Consider the following 22,588-nt stretch of genomic DNA (forward strand, 5'->3'; position numbering starts at 1 on the left):
TCGCATCGAGATCAGTGCCAGAGGAGCACGCCATGTTCCGCCTAAGACCTTTCCTGATGACGGCCAGCCTCGTGGGAAGCCTGTTCGGCTTTGCCTGCGGCCCTGTGTCCGCGCAAGTCGCCCCGATCCAGCCAGCGCCAACCGCATTGCAAGGGCCGGAGCAGCGCGTGGCGCTGGTGATCGGCAACTCGAACTACCAGAACGCGCCGCAGCTCGCTAATCCCGACAATGACGCCCAGTCGATGGCGCAGTTCCTGAACTCCGCCGGCTTCGAGGTGGTCTCGGCAACCGACCTCGGCCAGAACGACATGCTCCGCGTGGTGCAGGACTTCTCCGCAAAAGTGTCCGCGCGCGGTCCGAACACGGTCGCGATGGTCTACTACGCCGGCCACGGCGTGCAGCTCGCCGGCGAGAACTATCTCGTTCCGGTCGACGCGAAGGTGTCCAGCCCGACCGAGCTCGTCAACAATTCGGTGCGCCTCGTCGACGTGATGTCGACGCTGGAGACGATCCCGAGCCGCATGCGCATCGTCATCCTCGATGCCTGCCGCAACAACCCCTTCCCGTCCGTCAACGACGCCGGCCGCGGCCTTGCCATCGTCGATGCGCCGAACGGCTCGATCGTCGGCTATTCGACCGCGCCGGGCGCCGAGGCACAGGACGGCACCGGCGGCCACAGCCCCTACACGCAGGCCTTCCTGAACGTCGCGCGCGAGCCCAACGTGCCGATCGAGCAGCTGTTCAAGCGCGTGCGTCTCCAGGTGAACCAGACTACCAGCGGCGCACAGATTCCGTGGGAGAGCTCCTCGCTCACGTCCGACTTCACCTTCTTCGGCGACACCGCGGTGGCCGCCAACCGCGCGCCGGTGAATGCGCCCGTGGTGCAGATGGCTTCCAATTTGCCGAGCCGCTCGACGCGTCAGGCCTATGACTACGTCGTGTCCGAGGGACGGCCGGAGTACTATCAGGAGTTCATCCGGATGTATCCGCACGACCCGCTGTGCGACCACATCCGCTGGCTGCTCTCGAACCTCTTGATCTCGCAGGCCTGGCATAAGGCCGTGCTCGCGAATTCGCCGCTCGGCTACCAGACCTTCTACGACAGCTACGGCACCAGCCCCTATGCCGTGTCCGCACTGAAGCTCGCAGCCCAGCCCAAGGTGATCCCCCTGATGCAGCCGACCAAGTTCCTGGCGCCGCAGAACATTGCCCCGGTCTTCAAGATGGGCAATCTCGGCCAGCCCAAATACATGCCGCTGATGCAGGGCAATGGTGGTGCACAGCTCAATGGCAACCTGCCCGTCGTGCAGAAGCCGGTCGACGGCAACGTCATCGGCAAGCTCGGCAACGGCGGCCAGGTCGGGGGCCTGCCGGCCGGCAACAACCAGCCGAACGGCACGCCGTCGCAGACCCCGGGCAAGATCGTCACCCTGCCTGCGCCCACCAACACGACCAACACTGGCGGCACCGGCAAGATCGTGACGCTGCCCGTGACCAACACCAAGCCGAACGCCGGCAACGCAAACGGCAATCCGGGCAAGATCGTGAGCATGCCGGTGAATGTCGGCAAGGGTGGCACGACTGTCGACGTGAAGCCTGTTCAGACGCAGAACAACCCGATCCGCGTCAACAACGGCAACACCGGCATCGTGAAGCTCAACAACAATCCGGTGAACAAGGTGCAGGTCCAGAACAACCCGCAGACCAACCGTCCGCAGCTCAACACGACGCCGAACCGCATGGTCAACAGCAACAACAACTTCCGCCAGTCGATGAACCAGGCCCCGAGCATGGGCGGCGGCAACAACCACCGCGGCTTCATGCACTGATCGCGGCGAGCGAAACGACAAAGGGGCAGAGCGGAAACGCTCTGCCCCTTCTTCATGTCTGGGAATAGACATGGGCCTGTGCGCACGCCTCGTCCTTCGAGACGACCGCTTCGCGGTCTCCTCGGGATGAGGCTAATGAGCATCGGTGCCGGTTGAACTGTTGCCACACACTCCGTCCTCATCCTGAGGAGCCCGCAAAGCGGGCGTCTCGAAGGATGGCGGCAGGGAAACCGCTCTCAGGCCACCAGCTCGGCGAACAGGTCCGCATCCACATTGCCGCCTGACAACACGATGACCACGTTCTTGTCGGCCACATCAAGGCGTCCGGCGAGCAGCGCGGCAAGGCCCACCGCACCGCCCGGCTCGACCACCAGCTTCAGCTCGCGATAGGCGAACGCCACGGCCGCGCCGACTTCCTTGTCCGACGCGGTGACACCGCGCGCGAGCAGCTTGCTGTTGATCGCAAAGGTCATCTCGCCAGGCATCAGCGCCATCAGCGCATCGCAGATGGTCCGGCCTGCCGGCGGATGCGGCTCGCGATGGCCGGCGGTCAGGGAAATGCCGTGATCGTCGAACGCCTCGGGCTCGGCCACCACGATCTCGGCTTGCGGATAGCGCGCCTTCACGGCCGTCGCGACACCCGCGATCAGGCCGCCGCCGGAGGCCGGCGCCACCACGATGTCGGGGCTGAGGCCGAGCGTTGCCATGTCCTCCGCGATCTCGCGGCCGGCGGTGCCCTGCCCTGCGATCACGAAGGGATCGTCATAGGGTTTGACAAGCGTCGCGCCGCGCTTCTCCGCGATGCCGCGCGAGATCGCCTCGCGGTCGTCGTTGTAGCGATCATACAGCACCACTTCGGCACCGTAGGACTTGGTGCGCTCGCGCTTGGACAGCGGCGCGTCCGCGGGCATCACGATGGTCGCCTGCATGTCGAGGATCTTTGCGGCGGCCGCCACGCCCTGGGCATGGTTGCCGGAGGAGAACGCGACGACACCGCCGGCGCGCTTGTCCTGCGGGATCGAGAACACCTTGTTGAAGGCGCCGCGGAACTTGAAGGAGCCGGTGCGCTGGAGCATCTCCGGCTTCAGGAACACTTTGGCACCGACACGCTCGTTGAGCACGGGAAAGGACAACAGCGGGGTGCGGATGGCGTAGGGCGCGATCACGCGCGCTGCGGCATCGATGTCGGCGGGGCCGACCGGAAGGAGCTGTTCGGTCATGGCGGAATGTTATCGCGGCCAGTGAGGCCCGGGCAAGACACCTCCGCGCGATGCGTCCTGGTTTTCAGGCTACGAAACTAACCGGCTCCGCCCCATTCCTGCCCGATATCACCGCCCCGACCGCCTGGATGCTGTCGATGAAGACCCGCGCCGAGGCCTCCCAGGTGTAGTTGGCGGCGAATTCGACGCAATCCTGCCGGGAGACACCGAGCGCGGCGAAGCAGGCACTGCGCAGATCGTGGTCGAGAGCGCCGACCGGTGCATCGCCGATGACGTCGCGGGGACCCTTCACGGGGAAGGCCGCGACCGGCAGGCCGCTCGCCAGCGCCTCCAGCAGGACCAGGCCGAACGTGTCGGTCTTGCTTGGGAACACGAACACGTCGGCCGCGGCATAGATTTCCGCCAGCGCCTCGCCGTGCTTCTCACCGAGGAAGATCGCATCGGGATAGGCCTCTTCGAGCGCGGCGCGCGCCGGGCCGTCGCCGACAACCACCTTGGTACCGGGCAAATCGAGGGCAAGGAAGGCCTCGAGATTCTTCTCCACCGCGACGCGGCCGACCGACAGGAACACCGGCGCCGGCAGGCAGAGATCGACAGCGCGAGGGTGGAACAGGCCGGTGTCGACGCCGCGCGGCCACAGCACGACATTGTCGAAGCCGCGCTCGGTCAGTTCGTGGGCGAGCGCCGGCGTCGCCGCCATGACGGCGCGGCTGGGCGCATGGAAACGGCGCAGCGCCCGCCAGATCAGCGAGCCCGGGACCGGCACGCGTGCGCGGACATATTCGGGAAAGCGGGTGTGGAAGCTGGTCGTGAACGGCAGCTTGCGCTGGCGGCAATAGCGGCGGACCATCAGGCCGATCGGCCCTTCGGTCGCGATGTGGATGCTGTCGGGGCGCGCCTCCTCGATCAGTCTCGCGATCCGCGCCGGCCGCGGCATCGCGAGGCGCACGTCGCGATAGCTCGGCATCGCGAAGGTGCGGAACGATTGCGGCGTCAGGAACGTGAACTCGACGCCAAGACCTTCAACGCTAAGCCCCTTGGCGGCATCAGCCAGCTTGGTCAGCGTCCGAACCACACCGTTGACTTGCGGGTGCCAGGCGTCGGTCGCGACCAGGATGCGCATCAAGTGGCCCTTGTCATGCAGCTCTGGCTGCGACCTGCGGGACTTCCGCCGGCTTCTGCAAATGATCCGCCCAGGTGATGATCTCGAAATGGCCGTCGTCATGCTCGACGAGGGCCGTGCAGCTCTCGACCCAGTCGCCGCAATTCATGTAGCGGATGCCGGCCTCGTCACGGATCACGGCATAGTGGATGTGGCCGCAGATCACGCCGTCGGCGTCGTGGCGCCGCGCCTCGGCGGCCAGCGCCTGCTCGAACGCACCGATATAGTTGACGGCGTTCTTGACCTTCTGCTTGGCCCATTGCGACAGCGACCAATAGGGCACGCCGAACATGCGGCGGAAGAAGTTGACGAAGCGATTCATCTGGATCGCGAAGTCGTAGGCCTTGTCGCCGAGATGGGCGAGCCAGCGCGCGTTCTGCACCACGAGGTCGAAGATGTCGCCGTGGATGACGAGGTAGCGCTTGCCGTCCACGCCGGTGTGGACGGTGTTCTCGACCACGTCGATGCCGCCGAAATGCGTGCCGTAATAGTTGCGCAGGAACTCGTCGTGATTGCCGGGGATGTAGACGATCTTGGCGCCCTTGCGCGCCTTGCGCAAAAGCTTCTGGACGAGGTCGTTATGCGATTGCGGCCAGTGCCAGCTCGATTTCAGCGCCCAGCCGTCGACGATGTCGCCGACGAGGTAGATCGTGTCGGCATCATGGTAACGCAGGAAGTCGAGCAGAAGGTCGGCTTGAGAACCGCGGGCTCCGAGATGAACGTCGGAGATGAACAACGTGCGAAAGCGCCGCTCCGGGCTCTCGTCACTCACATCGTAACTTCCCATGCGCCAGCCTGTAACAATGTCCCGTGACAGGGGGATGACCGATTGAACCCTTGAGGCACCTTCAAATACGAATCACGCCTTGCCTCGCCCTCCCCCGCGAATATCAGTCGCATGCGACAATCAGGCGACATGGCGCCGCAGCGGTGCCCGCAAGACCACGGAACCGCAGCGAGGATGATGAAATTTGGCTCGGTCGGCTCTTACCTCCCCTGGAGGGGTCCGGGACGAGCGTAGCTCGCCCGTGGTCGATCGCGCGCAGCGCGAGCGGGGTGGGGTGATCTCTCCACGCGGGCACTGTTCGAGGTGGAGAGACCGTCACCCCACCCCGCTGCGCATTCCGCTTCGCTGCATGCGCAGCGACCCTCCCCCTCCAGGGGAGGGTAAGAGCGGGACGCCGTCAGTAAAATTTGTGGAAATGATGGATCGGCCCGTGGCCGTGGCCGACGCTGAAGCGGTCAGCGGCTGCGATCGCCGCGCTGATCCAGGCCTTGGCGTTGCGCACGGCGTTTTCAAGGTTCTCACCCTTGGCGAGCCCCGCGGCGACCGCCGAGGACAGAGAGCAGCCGGTGCCATGGGTGTTGCGGGTTGCAACGCGCGGCGCCGCGAGCGCGGTCGTGCGTCCGGAGGTGACGAGATAGTCGATGCTCTCGGCGCCCTCGCCGTGCCCGCCCTTGATCAGGACCGCGCTGCAGCCGAGCGCCAGCAGCCGGCGCCCCTGGGCTTCGATCTCGGCCTCGCTCGCCGCAATGTGCTCGCCGAGCAGAGCCGCGGCCTCCGGCAGGTTCGGCGTGATCACCGAGGCCAGCGGCAGCAGTCTCGTGTGCAAGGCGTCAACGGCTTCGGACGCCAGCAGGCGGTCGCCCGACGTCGCCACCATCACGGGATCGAGCACGATGTGGCGCGGCTTCCAGCGCGACAGCGCGGCCGCGATCGCATCGATGCTGTCGGCCTGGCCGACCATGCCGATCTTCACTGCGCCGATGTCGAGATCGGAGAAGACCGCATCGATCTGCGCGGTGACGAACTCGGCCGGCACGGCGTGAATGCCGGTGACGCCGCGCGTATTCTGCGCCGTCAGCGCCGCGATCACGGAGGCGCCGTAGACGCCGAACGCCGCAAAGGTCTTCAGATCGGCCTGGATGCCGGCGCCGCCGCTGGAATCCGAGCCGGCAATGGTGAGCGCGACCGGCGTCATCGCCGGATGACTTTCGTTTGAGAAGGACACCGCCATGCCCTGTCCTAGCGCGCCACCGATGGGTCAGCAAGCCGGGCCGTGGGATGGGCCAGCGAATCAAGCACAGAGCGACCTCGACCGGACCGCGTGTCTTCCCGCAACCGTGCACATTCCGCCAACATAGGACCTCGGCATCGTCCGGCCTTGGCATCGATTCCGATGAATGAGAGGTTGGCCCGTGGATTCGTCCACAACGCCATGTTGCGGGCCAGCCCCGGCGCGCAATCCTCTCGGGAACCCAATCATGTGGGCCTATTTCGAACGTCTCCTCGACTCCTCGATGTTCTCCCCGCACGGCATCTGCCTGCTCTGGGAACCCGAATTGATATGGCTGCACGTGGTCTCGGACGCCAGCATTGCGCTGGCGTATTTCTCGATCCCGTTCGCGCTTGCGATCCTCGTCACCAAACGGCGCGACCTCAAGTTCGGATGGGTGTTCTGGGCGTTCGCCGTCTTCATCATGGCCTGCGGCCTGACACATGTGCTGTCGATCTACACGCTCTGGGTGCCGGTCTACGGCATCGAGGGCATCGTCAAGGCGCTCACCGCCGTGGCGTCGGTCGTCACCGCGGGCGCGCTCTGGCCGCTGCTGCCGAAAATCCTGAGCATCCCCTCGCCGTTCGAGCTCCGGCAGGTCCAGGCCGCGCTCGAGGAGCAGGAGACCAAGAACCGGGATGCGGCGCAGCTGCTCGGCCAGGTCAGTGAAACCCAGCGCGCGCTGCGCGAGAGCATGACGCGCCTCACCGCCGTGGTCGAGACCGCGGTCGACGGCGTCATCCTGTTCGACGCGCAAGCCTGCATTCTCCTGTTCAATCCCGCCTGCGAACGCCTGTTCGGCTATCGCGCCGACGAAGTCATGAATCGCGACATCGGCGTGCTGATGTCCAAGGAGAGGCCCTCATCCCCCGCTCACGCGCAGCGTTTCGCAACCGGGGAAGCGGTCGGCCTGCGCAAGGACGGATCGAGCTTTCCGATGAATCTGTCGGTCGGCCAGGCGTGGCAGGACGGCGAGCTGATCTATGTCGCCATCGTCCACGACCTGACCAGGCGCAAGCTGACCGAGCAGCAGCTGCAGCAGGCCCAGAAGATGGAGACGGTCGGCCAGCTCTCCGGCGGCATCGCCCACGACTTCAACAACTTGCTCACCGTCATCATCGGCAATGCGGAATATCTCAGCGAGCAGCTCCGCGAGCGTCCCGACCTCCGTCGCTTCGCCGACGACATCTGCCAGTCGGGCGAGCGCGGCGCTGAGCTGACGCAGCGACTGCTGGCGTTCAGCCGGCGCCAATTGCTGCAGCCCCGTGCGATCGAGTGCCGCGAGCTCCTGACCTCCATGCACAAGCTGCTCAAGCGCACCTTGCGCGAGAACATCGAGATCAGCACGGCGTTCGGCGCCGGCTCCATCCTGGCCTTCGCCGACCGCGCCCAGCTGGAATCCGCCGTGCTCAATCTCGCGCTGAACGCGCAGGATGCCATGCCGTCGGGCGGGCATCTCACCCTCAGCACCGAGCTCACGGCGATCGACGAACACTATCGCATGCAGCATCCGGAAGTGGCATCCGGCAGCTACGCCCTGATCGCGGTCACCGATGACGGCGAAGGCATGGCCCCTGACGTCATCGAGCGCGCCTTCGAGCCGTTCTTCACCACCAAGGAGGTCGGCAAGGGGTCCGGCCTCGGGCTGAGCATGGTCTACGGCTTCGCCAAGCAGTCGGGCGGACATGTCTCGATCTACAGCGAGCCCGGCCTCGGCACGACCGTCCGCATCTACCTGCCGCATGCCGGCGGCGAGCAATCGCTCGCCGACATCGCGGCGCGCAAGGAAGCCGCGCCCCGCGGCCACGAGACGATCCTGATCGCCGAGGACGATCCGTTCGTCCGCTCCTCCGTCACGCTGCGCGTGGAGGCGCTCGGATATCGCGTGATCTCGGCCGTCAACGGCAAGGAGGCGCTGCAGCTGCTTCGCACCAACCCGGCCATCGACCTCCTGTTCACCGACATCGTGATGCCCGGCGGAATGAGCGGCTGGGAGCTCGCCGACCAAGCCCGGCGCATCCGCCCCGGCCTGCCGGTCCTGTTCTCGTCCGGCTACGCCCTGGAGACCCTGGTCGAGCAGGGCCGCGCGCACGCCCAGTCGATCGTCCTGACCAAGCCCTATCGCAATGCCGAGCTGGCCCGCCGGCTCAGGGAAGCGTTCGCCGCCGCGCCGCTGCCGTCCTAGAGCATGATCCGGAAAAGTGCGAAGCGGTTTTCCGAAAAGATCATGCGTAAACAACAACCTAAAGCGCGATGACGATTTATCCAAATCTCATCGCGCTTTAGAGACGGTCCCGGGCAGCCGCCAGGCGGCAAGTTCGCTTGCCAAGCCACCCCGGTTTTGGCCTATTAGCCGCCAGATGCGCTTTCGGAGTGACTGCAATGGTTCCCTTTTTCGTCCAGATCAAATGCAAGCTCGGCCAGTCCTATACTGTCGCCAATGCGCTCGCCGAAGCCGAGATCGCCTCCGAAATCTACTCGACCGCCGGTCAATATGATTTGCTGGTCAAGTTCTACGTCGACAAGGACACCGACATCGGCCACTTCGTCAACGAGAAGGTGCAGGTGCTGCCGGGCATCCAGGACACCCTCACCATCATCACCTTCAAGGCGTTCGGCACGGGCTAGAGCTCGCTGGCTAGCCGCCCTCCTTGCGCTTGGGCGGCGTCGGTCCCTGCACCGGTGGCAGCGACTTCAGATAAGCGGCCATCGCGGCGCGATCTTCCGCCGTCAGTTGCGCCAGATTCTTGATCACCGGCCGCATCGCGCCCGAGGCGCTGTCGCCCTCGGGCATGTCGCCGGTCTCGAGGAAATCGGCGATATCCTTCTCGCTCCAGCTACCGATGCCCTGCTGCGTGATGTTCGGCACCCAGCCCTTTCCTTCCGGATTGGGGCCGCCGGCGAAGCGCTGCGCCGTGATGACGCCGCCGAGCAGATTGCGCGGGCTGTGGCATTCGGCGCAATGGCCGAAGCCGTTCACGAGATAGGCCCCGCGATTCCATTGCGGCGAGCGTGAAGCGTCCGCGACGAACGGCCCGGTGTCCATGAACAGCCGTTTCCAGATGCCGACATTGCGGCGGATGTTGAACGGAAACGGCAGCGCGTGGTCGCGCACTCTGCCTGATACCGGCGGCAGCGTCTTCAGATAGGCGAAGAGATCGCGGACGTCGTCGATGTCAGCCAGATGATAGGACGTGTAGGGAAACGCCGGGAAGTAGTGCGTGCCCGCGGGCGAGATGCCGCGCATCACGGCGTTGACGAAATCAGCCTCGCTCCACCGGCCGATCCCGTCGGTCGGATCGGGGGAAATATTGGGGGCGTAGAACGTCCCGAACGGCGAGCCGAGCGCGAGGCCGCCGCCGAGCCGCAGGCGATCGGGCTGGTTGGGCACGGCGTGACAGGACGAGCAGCCGCCGGCGTTGAACAGCTCCTGCCCGTTGGCGAGATCGGGGGCGCGTGTCGGCGCCGGCACGGCCAGCGCCGCCGGGGCGGTCAACCACCAATAGAGGCCGAACGCCGCGACGGCGGCGATCAGGGCGGCAAGTATAGTTCGTCGCAGCATTCAATCATTCCATCGTGAGCGCGCGAACTTAAGGGTCATGCCCGGCCCGATCCAGCCACGAATATTTTAAATGGTCCGGCTGTAATACGGGAATAAACTGCAGGACGTACTGTTTGGAGATTGACAGCAATCAGGCGTCAACAGGGAGAGACCCATGACCAAAGCCGTTTTTGCCACACTGGCACTCGGAGCTGCCGTTGCGTTCGCCGCCCCGGCAAGCGCGGAGAAACTGAAGGCGACGCTGGACAGCAAAGCCGAAGTGCCCGCCAACACCAGCAGCGGCACCGGAACGGCCGAGCTCGACTATGACGCCGCCAGCAAGAAGCTGTCGTGGACCGTCACCTATTCCGGTCTCTCCGGTGCTGCCACCGCCGCGCATTTCCACGGCCCCGCCGAGGCCGGCAAGAACGCCGGCGTTGCGGTCCCGATCGCCAATGCGGGCGCGAGCCCGGTCAAGGGCGAGGCGACGCTCACCGACGCGCAGGCCGCCGACCTGCTCGCCGGCAAGTACTACATCAACATCCATACGGCGGCGAACCCGGGCGGCGAGATCCGCGGCCAAGTGACAAAATAGGGTAACGAAATAGAGTGACGAAATAGGTTGACGAAGTAAGCGACAACGCGGCTTCGTCGCGGAAAGGCCGGACGCAAGGAGGGAGCGTCCGGCCTTTTCGATTCGTGGCGGAGGACGATCCGGCAACGTCCGCGCTCGTGCCTTGCCAGCCTCGCGCGTTCCGCCGTAAACTTCGGCACCATCCATCTCGGGAAGTGGCACCGTGCGGCTTGTTTCCAGCGTTCTCGATCGGCCCGACAACGCCAGTCCAGGAAGGGCGCGCGGGTCCTCGCATGTTCTGGCAGGCCTCGTCGCTGCGGCAACGCTGCTTTCGTTCTCCGCACCTGTCCTCGCACAGAGCGACATGGAAAGGCAGGCGCAATGCGAGCTGTCCGCCATCCGCGATACGCGGTCGCCCCTCGCCGTGCAGTACATCCGCTCCGCCTGCAACTGGCTCGTCGTCAACGGCGATTCCCTGCTGAACGCATCCAGCAAGGGCTATTACGTCTGCCTCGTGCGGCAGCTCTCGGGCGCGCAGAGCAACGAGGCTGCCGCGGCGATCATGTCGGCGTGCCGCGCGTCCAATCCGCTTTGAGCTCCTCGCTCAAGCCGCGTTCAGCGCCTGCGCGAGATCGGCGATCAGATCCGACGGGTTCTCGATCCCGATCGACAATCGGATCGTGGAATCCAGCACGCCGATCTTCCGGCGGATCTCGGCGGGAACGCCGGAATGGGTCATCGTCGCCGGCAGGCTCGCAAGCGACTCGGTACCGCCAAGGCTCACCGCCAGCTTGAGGATCTGCAGCGCGTTGAGGAATTTCGCCGCCGCCTCCTTGCCGCCGACGATGTCGAACGAGAAGGTCGATCCCGCCCCCAGGCATTGCTGTGCGAACACGCGCCCCAGGGCTGAGTCCTGCTCGTGATGGCCGAGATAGTGGACCTTGGCGACCTTCGGATGATCGCGCAGATAGCTCGCCACCAGGCGCGCATTCGCATCGGCCTTTTCCATGCGCAGGCTCAGCGTCTCCAGCGAACGGTTGATCATCCAGCAGGAATGCGGATCGAGCTGGGTGCCGATGGCACCGCGCAGCGCCTTGATGCCCTTCATGATCGCCTTCGATCCGAGCGCGGCGCCCGCGATCAGGTCGGAATGGCCGCCGACATATTTCGTCAGCGAATACAGCGACAGGTCCGCGCCGTGCTCGATCGGCCGCTGAAACACCGGACCGAGCAGCGTGTTGTCGCAGGCGATGATCGGCGTGTGCCCCTGGGCCTTGCCGACGGAATCGGCGATGCGGCGGATCATCGCGATGTCGACGAGGCCATTGGTCGGGTTGGCCGGGGTCTCGATCAGGATCATCGACACCCGGCCCTTGCCCATCGCCTGCTCCGAGGCCTGCCTGACCGATGCTTCATCGATGCCGTCGGCAAAGCCCACCGCGCCGATCGACAGGCGCGCCAGCGTGTTCGTCAGCAGGGTCTCCGTCCCACCATAGAGCGGTTGGGAGTGCAGGATGACGTCGCCGGGGCGGACGAAGGCGAGAATCGTGGTCGCGATCGCCGCCATGCCCGACGAGAACAGCGCGCAGCTCTCGGTGCGTTCGTAGACCGCGAGCCTGTCCTCGACGATTTCGCTGTTGGGGTGGTTGAAGCGCGAATAGACGAGGCCCGCGCCCATGCCCTCCGGCGGCTCGCGCCGGCCGGCGACATAATCGAAGAAGTCCTGGCCGTCTTCGGCGGTCTTGAACACGAAGGTCGAGGTCAGGAACACCGGCGGCTTGATGGCGCCTTCCGACAATTGCGGATCATAGCCATAGGTCAGCATCAGGGTTTCCGGATGCAGCATATGGTTGCCGATATGGGTCTTCGACGGGAACGGTTTTACCATGGCCTGTCTCGCTGTTGCTTCAGCTGCCCGCCGCGCGTTGGAACTCCCGACGTCACGAGGCTGTCGGGAGGAGGATGCGTCACTTGCATCAACGCCACGGCCGTTGGTGCAAAGATAGCCGCTTCGCCGGCGATCCGTCAGGCCTTGCGGACAGAATTTCTGCCGCGCTGCGACTCGCGGTCGCGCAAAAAAAGGCGGCTGCTTTCGCAACCGCCCCCCCGACTGATTCCTCTCCGCCCGGTTACTTCAACTTCACGCGATAGGTTTCGTGACAATCGCTGCAGCGGTCGTTGATCGCGGTATAGGCGGCCTTCAGGCTCGCGAGATCGGTGATCTTGCCTTTGACGTCGGCGATCGCCTTCTGCACCGGCGGGATCTTGGAGTCGAAATCGGCCTTGTTCTGCCAGACCTTCGGTGAGGCGCCATAGGTCGCGTCGACGACATCCTGCTTGGGATTGACCTCGAAGGTCTTGGCGATTTTGGCAACATCGGCCTCGATGTTGGCGATGGCCTGATCGGCGGCTTTCTTGTCGAAGGGGATATCGCCCTTCGTCATCTTCTGGATGACGCCATACTGGTTCTTGGCGATCGCGCGCATCAGATTGTCCTGCTGGACGGCAATCTCCTGTTGCGCCATCACGGCGCCCGCGCCCAGCAGGAGCGCGCCCGCGACAATCATCGTCCGTTTCATTGGTCCGTTTCTCCGGCTTTCGAGACGTTCAGGGAAATGAGACTGCACCGGCTTCACGGGAAGCCGGGCCCCATCAAGGGTAGAACCCCGCGCGGCGCGTTTATTCCCGTGCGCGCGGAGATCGGGTCTAAAGCATGATCCGGAAAAGTGCGAAGCGGTTTTCCGGAAAGATCATGCGTAAACAACAACCTAAAGCGCGATGACGATTCGTCCAAATCTCATCGTGCTTTAGAGGCTGTGGCGGCGATGGTGCTCGCTGATGGCGATCCACACCCGCTCCGGGGTTGCCGGCATGTCGATGTGGTCGATCTTGTATTCGCGCCAGAGGGCGTCGACGATGGCGTTGACGATCGCCGGACAGGAACCGATCGCGCCGGCCTCGCCCGCCCCCTTCACCCCCAGCGGATTGGTCTTGCAGGGGATGTTGTGGGTCTCGAACACGAAGGCGGGACCATCGGCCGCGCGCGGCAGCGCGTAGTCCATGTAGGTGGCGGTGATGAGCTGGCCGTCGGTCGGCCCATAGACCACCTGCTCCATCAGCGCCTGGCCGATGCCCTGCATGGCGCCGCCATGGACCTGGCCCGCCAGCAGCAGCGGATTGAGCGTCTTGCCGAAATCGTCGACGATCACGTAATTGACGATCTTGATGATGCCGGTGGCCGGATCGATTTCGACCTCCGCCAGATGCGTGCCGTTCGGATAGGTGCCGTCGGCACTGGCGAAGGTCGCGCTGCCATTCAGCTTCGATGGATCGGCGCCGGGCCGCTTGGCGAGATCGGCGAAGGAGATCGAGCGGTCGGTGCCGGCGATGCGCACGATGCCATCGGTGATCTCGATATCGCCGGCGCTGGCTTCCAGCGCCTGCGCCGCGATCTCCTTCAGCTTTTGCCCGAGTTCGCGCGTGGCGCGCTCGACGCTGACGCCGCCCGAGGGAATCGAGGCCGAGCCGCCGGTGCCGAGGCCGGTCGCGATCTCGTCGGTATCGCCCTGGCGGACGTGCACGCGCTCCGGCGCCAGGCCGAACTGTTCTGCGACGATTTGCGCATAGGCGGTCTGGTGGCCCTGCCCGCTCGACTGCGTGCCGATCAGGACGGTAACGTCGCCATTGGGATCGAGGCGGACATTGGCCGTCTCCTCACCCATCACGCCGCAGATCTCGACATAGCTCGCGAGCCCGATGCCGCGGATCAGGCCGCCCTTCTTGGCCACCTTGGCGCGCTTGGGAAATTCCTTCCATTCCGCGATCTCCATCGCGCGCTTGAGATGCGCGGCGAAGTCGCCGGAATCGTAGACCTTGCCGGTGGCGGTCTTGTAGGGCAGCGCCTTGGGCTGGATGAAATTCTTGCGGCGGATGGCGTCCGGCGTCATGTCGAGTTTTCGCGCGCAGGCATCGACCAGGCGCTCGATCACGTAGGCCGCCTCGGGCCGGCCCGCACCACGATAGGCATCGACCGGCACGCTGTGGGTGAAGATGGTGCGCACCCGGCAGTGGAAGGCCTGGATGTCGTAGAGACCCGGCAGCATGCCGGCGCCGCCATGCGGGATGTAGGGCCCGAAGGTCGAGAGATACGCGCCCATGTCGCCCATCAGGTCGCAATCCATCGCGAGGAATTTGCCGTCCTCGGCCAGCGCCATCTTCGCGGTGGTGACGTTGTCGCGGCCCTGCGCGTCGCCCATGAAATGCTCGGACCGGTCGGCCGCCCATTTCACCGCCTTCTTCAGCTTGCGCGCCGCGACCGCCATCAGGGCGTATTCGCGGTACGGAAACAGCTTCGTACCAAAACCGCCGCCGACGTCGGGGCAGATCACCCGCATCTTGTCGGTGGGGATGTTGAGCACGTTCTGGCAGAGGATGTCGCGCAGGCGATGGCTGCCCTGGCTGCCGACCGTCAGCGTCAGATGGTCGCGCTTGGCGTCGTATTCGCAGACCGCCGCCCGCGTCTCCATGAAGCTTGCGACCACGCGCGGATTGACGATGGAGATTTCGGCCACCGCATGCGCCTTGGCAAAGGCGGCTTCCGTCGCGGCCTTGTCGCCGATCGAGACGTCGAACAGCACGTTGCCGGCCTTGTCCGGCCAGACCTGCGGCGCGCCCTTCTTCACGGCATTGACGACGCCGGTCACCGCCGGCAGCGGCGACCATTTGACCTCGATCGCCTCGATCGCGTCGCGGGCCTGGTCGATGGTCTCGGCGACCACGAAGGCGATGGAATCGCCGACATGGCGCACCTCGTCCTTGGCGAGGATCGGGTAAGGCGGGCCGGTGAACGGATCGGTCTCGAGATTGAACAGGCAGGGCAGATTGCCGAGATCCTTGACGTCGTCGGCGGTCAGGATCAGCGCGACGCCGGGCAGGCTGCGGGCGCGGCTCGCATCGATGGTGTATTTGGCATGCGCATGCGGCGAACGCAGCATCAAGCAGCGGAGCGCGGCCTGCGGCGCATAATCGTCGGTATAGCGACCCTTGCCGCGGATGAGCGCGTCATCCTCCTTGCGCAGCACGCTTTGGCCAACGCCGAACTTGATGGGAGCCGCCATTGTCTTGACCCGTCCTATGGTTGTTTTGCCGGCATATTGCCGTGGAAAAAGTGGCAAGGCAAACGGCTTTAGCCAGGCGCAAGGGTCGCGGGCCGTGAAAGCGCCGCGCACTCGTCACCATGGCGTCCAGATTGCACCGCGAAACAAGACCTCATCCTGAGGAGCCCGTCAAAAAGCGGGCGTCTCGAAGGGTCGGCCGCGAAGACGCAGCTCACCAAACCTCTTGACAAGTTACATCCCTCCGCGCCCCCACAGATACGTCGCGCGATCTCTCAGCCTGTCGAGAGCCCTTGCAGACGTGAAGTAGCCGATCTCGCCACGCGTCAAGCCGATATCCATCAGCTCCCTGTCGCTCAGGTCGTGCAAGCTGACTCGTGAGCGCTGGCGCCAGCCCTGGAACGCGCGCCAGTATCGCCCGAGCAGGCTCAAGGCGATGGAAAAGTCGAGACGAAGCCGCGCGGCGTCGGCCTCCGGCTCGCATGTGTCGTTCGTCAGTTGAGGTGGCATCGCACGCTCCTGCTGTTGTGCCGGCAGGGAGCGTGGCCAATGAAAAGGCCCCGTCCGATGCCGGCGGGGCCTGGTGGAAAAGATGTCGTCGTCGAATTCCTAGCGCGCGACTCCTCCCACGGCCCAGCCGAAGCGGGTCATGTGCTTGAGGTTAACGTTGCGCACGGATTTGATCATGGGGCACCCGTACCACGGTAATTGCGCAAAATCAAGAGATGTACCGACGTCAGTTGCACCCTGGAGGCGAACCCCAATCCGGCGCGTTCGCTTTTGACTCAATGCGGACTCGGCTGCTTTCATTTTCCTGCGACGCAGATGTCGAGTGCAAGCGCCGACGAGATGATCAAATAGCAGATCTCGGGAAATTCACTGCGAACTCCTAAGGGTATGATCGGATCATCATTCGGAAAGCTGAAGTTATAGTCGACCTCCGTCCCGGTGCCTTTCCAACCCAATTGGAGCACGGGTGAGCACTCACCCAACGAGTAGTACAGGAGGACTCCGATGTGCCGTATTCTGTTTGCTGCGGTCTCCGCCATTTTGATCTTGGTCACGGTCGGATCGCTCTCGCCCGCATTCGCAGATCGCTACTGCCTGCAAGGCCGCCGCTGGGGCCATCCCGGCAACTGCCAGTTCTCGACTCTCCAGCAATGCAGGGCGGCTGCCTCCGGCACCCATGCGTCCTGCGGGGTCAATCCGCGCTATGCATTCGGACGCTCGCGGCAGGGCAGACAGTAATTGAGCGCCGCGGGCGCACCGGGCGAGGCTCTCGCTTGAGTTCGGCTCGTGGTACTTGATGGACTTGCGTCAGTTTCGGCTGAGGTACTTCTCTTGCACGAAAGTCGCGCAGACGGTGCGCGACGCGCGAGGTGGATGAGCCTGGGCTGACTCATAACGAACTTGATGCGCGACGCGCTGCTCCTGTGATCGACGAAGGGCGTGGTGTCGTCTGTTGGCCCGTGGCTGACCCTAGCTCGGGCCGCCGCGAGGCCGCTGCAAGTCCGCTCTTCGCGGGTCGAGCGGACATGACGAGCTCATTGATACGCGCCTAGCCGCGCACCAGCGAGACCAGCCACTTGCGTCCGAACAGCACGAGGATCGCGAACGCGTAGACGATCGTGCCGCCAACGGCGAGCAGGACCAACGTCGCTTCGTCCCGGAAGGTGTGCACGGAGGCAAGAGCGGCCGGGCTGAAACGCGCGATCAGCCAGAAGGCTGCGGCCAGGATGATTCCGGTCAGCAGGAATTTGGCTAGCGACATCAGCCAGGCGCGGTCCGGCACGAGAAAGCCGCGCCGCACGGCGAAGAACAGCACCAGCAAGAGATTGGTCCAGACGCCGACGGCGGTTGCCAGCGCGAGGCCGATCTGGGCGAGCGATCCCATCAAGGCGAGCTTCAGCGCGACGTTGACGGCGATGCCGGTCAGCGACGCCCGGACCGGCGTTGCGGTGTCCTTGCGGGCATAGAAGGTCGCGACCGCGCTGCGGATCAGCACGAAGGGGATCAGGCCGATGGCGTAGGCCGCGAGCGTGGCGCCGGCCGCGGCGGCATCGGCCTTCGAGAACGCGCCGCGGGCGAACAGCGCGCGCATGATCGCATCGGGCACGGTGAGGAAGGCCGCGACGAACGGCACCGAGAACAGCAGCGTGAAATCGAAGGCGCGGCGCTGCGCCCTCATTGCGCCGTCATGGTCGTTGGCCGTGATCCGCCGCGACATCTCCGGCAGCAGCACCGTGCCGATGGCGATGCCGATGACGCCGATCGGGAGCTGGTTGAGTCGGTCGGCATAATACAGCGCCGACAGCGCACCGGCCGGAAGAAACGTCGCGATGATCGTGTCGGCGAACAGCGCGACCTGCGTGCCCATCGAACCCAGCGTCGCCGGCCCGAGTGCCTTGAAGAAACCGCGGACATCCTCGTCGAGCTTGAGCGGCGCAAAGCGCGGCAGGCCGCCGTGGCGGGCGAGATCGCCCGCGAGCAGGAAATATTGCAGGAAGCCGGAGATCAGGACGCCCCAGGCCGCGGCATGGCCCGCGGTCGGAAACCAGACGGCAACCGCCAGCGTCATCATCATCGCGACGTTGAGGAAGATCGAGGCGGCCGCGGCGCTGGCGAAGCGCTGCATCACGTTGAGCATGCCGCCATAGAGCGTCACCAGCGTGATCAGGAGCAGATAGGGAAAGGTGATCCGGGTCAGTTCGATCGCGAGCTTGCGCTGCTCGGCATCCTCGGAAAAGCCCGGCGCCAAAATGCTCATGGCCTGCGGCATGAACAGCCAGGCGACGATCAGCAGCACCACCTGCGAGGCCAGCAGCAGCGTGAAGATGCGGTCCGCGAACAGTTTTGCCGCCGCCTCCCCCTTCTCGCCATGGACATGCGCATAGGCCGGCACCCAGGCGGCGTTGAAGGCGCCCTCGGCAAAGATCGCGCGGAAGTGATTGGGCAGCCGTAGCGCCACGAAAAAGGCGTCGGCCACCGGGCCGGCGCCGAGGATCGCCGCGAGCATGATGTCGCGGGCAAATCCCGTCAGCCGCGAGAGCAGCGTGTAACCACCGACCGTGAAGATGCGTCCGAGCATGCGTCTCTTGTAGAGACTAATCGAACAGAGGTCGATTGCATCTTGCGATGCGCATTACTGCGCCCTCTCCCCTTGCGGGAGAGGGCAGCACCGCGAGTAGATACAAACTCACTGTGGTGAGGGGTTTCTCTCCGCGCATGCCGGGCGGAGAGAGACCTCTCACCCGGCTTCGCTTCGCGAAGCCACCCTCTCCCGCAAGGGGAGAGGGAAGAAATCAGCCCGCGAGCGCGCCTTGCACGGCGGCGATGATTCGCTCCTGATCGGCTTCGGTCAAATAGGCGTGCATCGGCAGGCTGATGACGTCCTGCGACAGGCTCTCGCAACCCGGCAGTCCGCCTTCGGCGACCGGATACTGCTTGTAGGCGGTCTGCTGGTGCATCGACTTGCCGTAATAGATCGCGGTCGGCACGCCCTGGGCCTTCAGCGCGGCGGCAAAGCCGTCGCGGTCGGTGCCCTTCGGAAGACGGATCGTGTACTGCGCCCAGACCGAGGTGTTGCCCGGGGCAAGGCGCGGCACGGTGACGACATTCGACAGGCCTCGCGCGTAGCGTTCGGCAACCCGGTTGCGGGCAGCGATCTCGTCGTCGAAGATCTTCAGCTTCTCGATCAGGACCGCGGCCTGCATGGTGTCGAGCCGGCCGGTGAGGCCGAGGCGAACGTTGTCGTATTTGTCGACGCCCTGCCCGTGCACGCGGATGCTGCGCAGCGTAGCCGCGAGCTCGTCGTTATCGGTGAAGATCGCGCCGCCGTCGCCGAAGCAGCCGAGCGGCTTTGCCGGGAAGAAGCTGGTCGCAGTCGCAAGCCCGAAGGTGCCGAGCTTGCGGCCCTTGTAGCTCGCCCCAAAGCCTTGTGCGGCGTCGTCGAGCACGAACAGACCCTCGGCCTTCGCGATCTCGGCAATGGCGTCGTGATCGGCGGGCTGGCCGAACAGGTCGACCGGAATCACGGCGACAGGCTTGAGGCCGGCCTTGCGGGCGGTCGCGATGCCGCGCTTGAGCGACTCCGGGCTCATGTTGAAGGTGGTCTCGTCGACGTCGACATAAACCGGCGTCGCACCCGTCCGCGCCACCGGCGAGGCGGTCGCGATGAAGGTGAAGGACGGACACAGCACGGCATCGCCGGGCCCGACATTCATCGCCATCATCACCATCAGGATCGCGTCGGTGCCGCTGGCGCAGCCGATCACGTGCTTGGCGCCTGAGTAGGCCGCGAGCTGCTTCTCGAGCTCGGCGACTTCAGGGCCATTGACGAACTGGCAATGGTCCATCACGCGCTTGACGGCCGCATCGAGCGAGGCGCCGAGCCGGCGGCGCTGCGAGGCGACGTCGATGAAGGGAATGGGTTCGGAACGCAGATGCTGGTTCATGACGCCTTCTTGAGTAGTCGACATGGAAAGGGATCAGCCGGCGACGCGGCGCGGCTCCTTGCGGGCGGGCGCCGTCGCGGCCGGACGCGAGGGCGTCTCCAGGCACTGCGTCGCGATCTCGAGGCTGGCAACGCCCTCATCGCCGGTGACCGCCGGCGTCTCGCCATGGCGGACCGCCTTGAGGAACGCGATCAGCTCGGCGCGCAGCGGCTCGTCATGACCGACCGGCAGATGCCGCATCGAATAGCTGCCATCCGGCTTGAAGCCGAAGCATTCGGTGACCTGGCGCGTGAGCAGATCGCCCATCACATATTTGCCGCGGGTCGCAACCGTGACGCTACGCGCCTTGAACGGCGTCAGCCAGTTGGTGTTGATGTGGGCGAGCACGCCGTTGGCGGTGCGGAACTGCAACAGCGCGATGTCCTCGCGCTCGGCAACCGCGCTCGACAATTGCGGCTGCACCTCGACGATGTCGGATTCAGTGAACCAGCGGATCAGGTCGATGTCGTGCACGGCAAGGTCGATGACGACGCCGACATTGGACATGCGCGGCGGGAACGGGCCGACGCGCGTGATCGCGATCGACAGGATGTCCTCGCCCGCGATCGCCTGCTTGACCGCGGCGACCGCCGGATTGAAGCGCTCGACATGGCCGACCATCAGCGTCACGCCGGCCTCTCGCGCGGCGGCGACGATCTCTCGGCCCTCTTCCACCGTGGACGCGATCGGCTTCTCGACCAGCACGTGGATGTTCTTGGCGATGCAGGCGAGCGCGACCTCGTGATGCAGATGGGTGGGCGCAGCGATGGTGACGGCATCGACGCCGGCGGCGAAGAGCTGGTCGAGCGTCTCGAAGCTCGCGCAATCGGCGAGCTCCGTCGCGCGCGTGCGATGGGCGGGCGACGGATCGACGACGCCGACGAGGCTGACGCCGGGCAGGCCGCTGAGGACGCGCGCATGGTTGCTGCCCATGACGCCCGCGCCAATCACGCCGACGCGCAAGCCGGCCTTTGCCGGTTGTGACCCTTTGGAACTCATCTGAGCAAACCCCGATTCAACGCAAATCCCCGGGCTGCTTCTAGCACGGGTGCCACATTTGTGGCGAATGCCGGCCGAATTGACCGGACACGATTTGATTCAAAAAGTTACACGTTCCCCGGGCCTTAGCCGCTGAAAGAGGCCGTCATTTCGGCCCGGGTCGCGTGATTCGGAGCCTGCTGGTTACGACCTTTGATAGTCGTCTTCAATCCGGATGATGTCGTCTTCCCCGAGATAGGACCCAGTCTGGACCTCGATCAGCTCCAGCATGATTTTACCGGGGTTCTCCATCCGGTGCACCGCGCCCATCGGGATGTAGATCGACTCGTTCTCATGCACCGTCTTCACCGTCTCGTTGACGGTGACGCGGGCCGCGCCGCGGACCACGATCCAGTGCTCGGCGCGATGATGATGCTTCTGCAGCGACAGGCGCCCGCCGGGCTTCACCACGATGCGCTTGACCTGATGGCGCTCGCCATTGTCGACCGACTGATAGCTGCCCCAGGGCCGGTGCACCTTGAGATGCTCCTCGGTGACCTTCGGTGCGACCGCCTTGAGCTTGGTCACGAGGCGCTTCAGGCCGTTGGCATCCTTCTGGCGCGAGACGAGCACCGCGTCCGCGGTCGCGACCACGACGAGATCATCGACGCCTTCGAGCGCGACCAGCGCCTGGTCGGTGGTGACGTTGCAGTTGCGGGAATCCTCGAACACGGCAGTGCCGTGCGCCGCGTTGCCCTGCGCGTCCTTCTCCGAGAGCTCCCACACCGCGTGCCAGGAGCCGACGTCGGACCAGCCGCAGGACACCGGCACCACGGCGGCGCGCGAGGTCTTCTCCATCACGGCATAGTCGATCGAGATCGCCTTGGCCGCGCCGAACGCCTCGGGCTCCAGCGTGACGAAGCCGAGATCGCGGCCGGCATTGTTGACCGCGTTGGACACCGCCTCGACGCTTGCCGCATCGACCTTGCGGTATTCGTCGAGCAGGACGCTCGCCGGGAACATGAAGTTGCCGCTGTTCCAGAGATAGCCCGAATTGACGTAGTCGGCCGCCTTCACGGCGTCGGGCTTCTCGACGAAGCGCGCGACCGCATTCACCTGACCGGAGATCACGTCGCCCGGGCTGATATAGCCGTATTCGGTCGCGGGCCGCTCCGGCTTGACGCCGAAGGTGACGATGCGCCCGGCGCTCGCAGCCGTGAGGCCTTCGCGGCACGCCGCGACGAAGGCGGCATTGTCCTGCACGACGTGATCGGCGGCGAGCGCGAGCACGATCGCTTCACTGGCGCGGTTCTGCGCGAACACGGCGCCGGCGGCGATCGCGGGACCGGAGTCCCGCCGCATCGGCTCGAGGATGACGTCGGCCTCGATGCCGATCTCGGCGAGCTGCTCCAGCACCATGAAGCGATAGGACGCATTGGTGATAACGATCGGGCGATCGAACAGCGAGGCATCCGAGACGCGCAGCAGCGTGTCCTGGAAGGTCGAGCGGGTGCCGAACAGCGGCAGGAACTGCTTCGGGCGCACCTCGCGCGAGGCGGGCCACAGCCGCGTGCCGGCACCGCCGCACATGATCAGGGGGATAATGCGTTTGTCCATCGT

The 22,588-nt window shown here is 65.2% G+C and carries 20 protein-coding genes; 6 read left to right on the forward strand and 14 right to left on the reverse strand.

Features of this window, described 5'->3' with window-relative positions:
* The first annotated feature begins 32 nt into the window (after window positions 1-32).
* Window positions 33-1,829 (forward strand): caspase family protein, encoded by a 1,797-nt coding sequence (locus tag XH79_RS36490; protein ID WP_271584814.1) that lies wholly within the window; start codon window positions 33-35, stop codon window positions 1,827-1,829.
* A 236-nt stretch (window positions 1,830-2,065) separates the two neighbouring features.
* Here the strand turns inward: XH79_RS36490 and XH79_RS36495 are convergent, their stop codons facing one another.
* The 4 genes from XH79_RS36495 to thiD all read right to left on the reverse strand — a co-directional run bounded on the left by XH79_RS36495 (window position 2,066) and on the right by thiD (window position 6,193).
* Complete coding sequence (locus XH79_RS36495; protein ID WP_271584815.1) at window positions 2,066-3,049, reverse strand: threonine/serine dehydratase; 984 nt, start codon at window positions 3,047-3,049, stop codon at window positions 2,066-2,068.
* 64 nt (window positions 3,050-3,113) lie between these two features.
* Window positions 3,114-4,172, reverse strand: a complete 1,059-nt coding sequence (locus XH79_RS36500) for a glycosyltransferase family 4 protein (RefSeq protein ID WP_271584816.1) — start codon at window positions 4,170-4,172, stop codon at window positions 3,114-3,116.
* A 13-nt stretch (window positions 4,173-4,185) separates the two neighbouring features.
* On the reverse strand, window positions 4,186-4,998 hold the full coding sequence (locus tag XH79_RS36505; protein WP_212342873.1) for a UDP-2,3-diacylglucosamine diphosphatase: 813 nt from the start codon (window positions 4,996-4,998) through the stop codon (window positions 4,186-4,188).
* 397 nt (window positions 4,999-5,395) lie between these two features.
* On the reverse strand, window positions 5,396-6,193 hold the full coding sequence (thiD, locus tag XH79_RS36510) for a bifunctional hydroxymethylpyrimidine kinase/phosphomethylpyrimidine kinase (protein ID WP_271585177.1): 798 nt from the start codon (window positions 6,191-6,193) through the stop codon (window positions 5,396-5,398).
* A 283-nt stretch (window positions 6,194-6,476) separates the two neighbouring features.
* Here thiD and XH79_RS36515 point away from each other — a divergent pair, with 283 nt between their 5' ends.
* Together XH79_RS36515 and XH79_RS36520 are read left to right on the forward strand one after the other, a co-directional pair.
* On the forward strand, window positions 6,477-8,453 hold the full coding sequence (locus XH79_RS36515) for an ATP-binding protein (protein WP_271584817.1): 1,977 nt from the start codon (window positions 6,477-6,479) through the stop codon (window positions 8,451-8,453).
* 197 nt (window positions 8,454-8,650) lie between these two features.
* Window positions 8,651-8,896: an Lrp/AsnC ligand binding domain-containing protein gene (locus XH79_RS36520; protein ID WP_018642903.1), complete on the forward strand. Its 246-nt coding sequence runs from the start codon at window positions 8,651-8,653 to the stop codon at window positions 8,894-8,896.
* Window positions 8,897-8,906: 10 nt separating this feature from the next.
* On the opposite strand, the gene XH79_RS36525 is transcribed toward XH79_RS36520, so the two are convergent.
* A complete protein-coding gene (locus tag XH79_RS36525) occupies window positions 8,907-9,830 on the reverse strand; it encodes a c-type cytochrome (RefSeq protein WP_271584818.1) in 924 nt (307 codons plus the stop codon).
* Window positions 9,831-9,984: 154 nt separating this feature from the next.
* Between XH79_RS36525 and XH79_RS36530 the strand changes: the two genes are divergently transcribed.
* Together XH79_RS36530 and XH79_RS36535 are read left to right on the forward strand one after the other, a co-directional pair.
* Complete coding sequence (locus XH79_RS36530) at window positions 9,985-10,404, forward strand: CHRD domain-containing protein (protein WP_271584819.1); 420 nt, start codon at window positions 9,985-9,987, stop codon at window positions 10,402-10,404.
* 202 nt (window positions 10,405-10,606) lie between these two features.
* A complete protein-coding gene (locus XH79_RS36535; RefSeq protein WP_271584820.1) occupies window positions 10,607-10,978 on the forward strand; it encodes a VF_A0006 family four-cysteine protein in 372 nt (123 codons plus the stop codon).
* A 9-nt stretch (window positions 10,979-10,987) separates the two neighbouring features.
* Here the strand turns inward: XH79_RS36535 and XH79_RS36540 are convergent, their stop codons facing one another.
* From XH79_RS36540 to XH79_RS36560, 5 genes are all read right to left on the reverse strand, one after another.
* On the reverse strand, window positions 10,988-12,271 hold the full coding sequence (locus XH79_RS36540) for a cystathionine gamma-synthase family protein (protein ID WP_212342861.1): 1,284 nt from the start codon (window positions 12,269-12,271) through the stop codon (window positions 10,988-10,990).
* Between the two features lie 241 nt (window positions 12,272-12,512).
* Window positions 12,513-12,962 carry a cytochrome c gene (locus XH79_RS36545; protein ID WP_271584821.1) on the reverse strand — a complete coding sequence of 150 codons (450 nt, stop codon included), beginning with the start codon at window positions 12,960-12,962 and terminating at the stop codon, window positions 12,513-12,515.
* A 228-nt stretch (window positions 12,963-13,190) separates the two neighbouring features.
* Window positions 13,191-15,500 (reverse strand): xanthine dehydrogenase family protein molybdopterin-binding subunit, encoded by a 2,310-nt coding sequence (locus XH79_RS36550; protein ID WP_271584822.1) that lies wholly within the window; start codon window positions 15,498-15,500, stop codon window positions 13,191-13,193.
* A 231-nt stretch (window positions 15,501-15,731) separates the two neighbouring features.
* Window positions 15,732-16,007 carry a DUF1127 domain-containing protein gene (locus XH79_RS36555; protein ID WP_271584823.1) on the reverse strand — a complete coding sequence of 92 codons (276 nt, stop codon included), beginning with the start codon at window positions 16,005-16,007 and terminating at the stop codon, window positions 15,732-15,734.
* A 296-nt stretch (window positions 16,008-16,303) separates the two neighbouring features.
* Complete coding sequence (locus tag XH79_RS36560) at window positions 16,304-16,561, reverse strand: hypothetical protein (protein ID WP_271585192.1); 258 nt, start codon at window positions 16,559-16,561, stop codon at window positions 16,304-16,306.
* Between XH79_RS36560 and XH79_RS36565 the strand changes: the two genes are divergently transcribed.
* Window positions 16,512-16,745, forward strand: coding sequence for a DUF3551 domain-containing protein (locus tag XH79_RS36565; protein ID WP_271584824.1), 234 nt, complete (start codon window positions 16,512-16,514; stop codon window positions 16,743-16,745). The genes XH79_RS36560 and XH79_RS36565 overlap by 50 nt on opposite strands.
* A 310-nt stretch (window positions 16,746-17,055) precedes the next feature.
* On the opposite strand, the gene murJ is transcribed toward XH79_RS36565, so the two are convergent.
* The 4 genes from murJ to XH79_RS36585 form a co-directional block, all read right to left on the reverse strand.
* Window positions 17,056-18,585 carry a murein biosynthesis integral membrane protein MurJ gene (gene murJ / locus XH79_RS36570; protein ID WP_271584825.1) on the reverse strand — a complete coding sequence of 510 codons (1,530 nt, stop codon included), beginning with the start codon at window positions 18,583-18,585 and terminating at the stop codon, window positions 17,056-17,058.
* Between the two features lie 214 nt (window positions 18,586-18,799).
* Complete coding sequence (locus XH79_RS36575; RefSeq protein WP_212342854.1) at window positions 18,800-19,951, reverse strand: DegT/DnrJ/EryC1/StrS family aminotransferase; 1,152 nt, start codon at window positions 19,949-19,951, stop codon at window positions 18,800-18,802.
* Between the two features lie 33 nt (window positions 19,952-19,984).
* Window positions 19,985-20,989, reverse strand: a complete 1,005-nt coding sequence (locus XH79_RS36580; RefSeq protein WP_212342853.1) for a Gfo/Idh/MocA family protein — start codon at window positions 20,987-20,989, stop codon at window positions 19,985-19,987.
* Window positions 20,990-21,172: 183 nt separating this feature from the next.
* Window positions 21,173-22,585, reverse strand: a complete 1,413-nt coding sequence (locus XH79_RS36585) for a mannose-1-phosphate guanylyltransferase/mannose-6-phosphate isomerase (protein ID WP_212342852.1) — start codon at window positions 22,583-22,585, stop codon at window positions 21,173-21,175.
* Between the last annotated feature and the right edge of the window lie 3 nt (window positions 22,586-22,588).

It is taken from the genome of Bradyrhizobium sp. CCBAU 45389, from assembly GCF_028128625.1.
Taxonomy (GTDB): Bacteria; Pseudomonadota; Alphaproteobacteria; order Rhizobiales; family Xanthobacteraceae; genus Bradyrhizobium; species Bradyrhizobium liaoningense_B.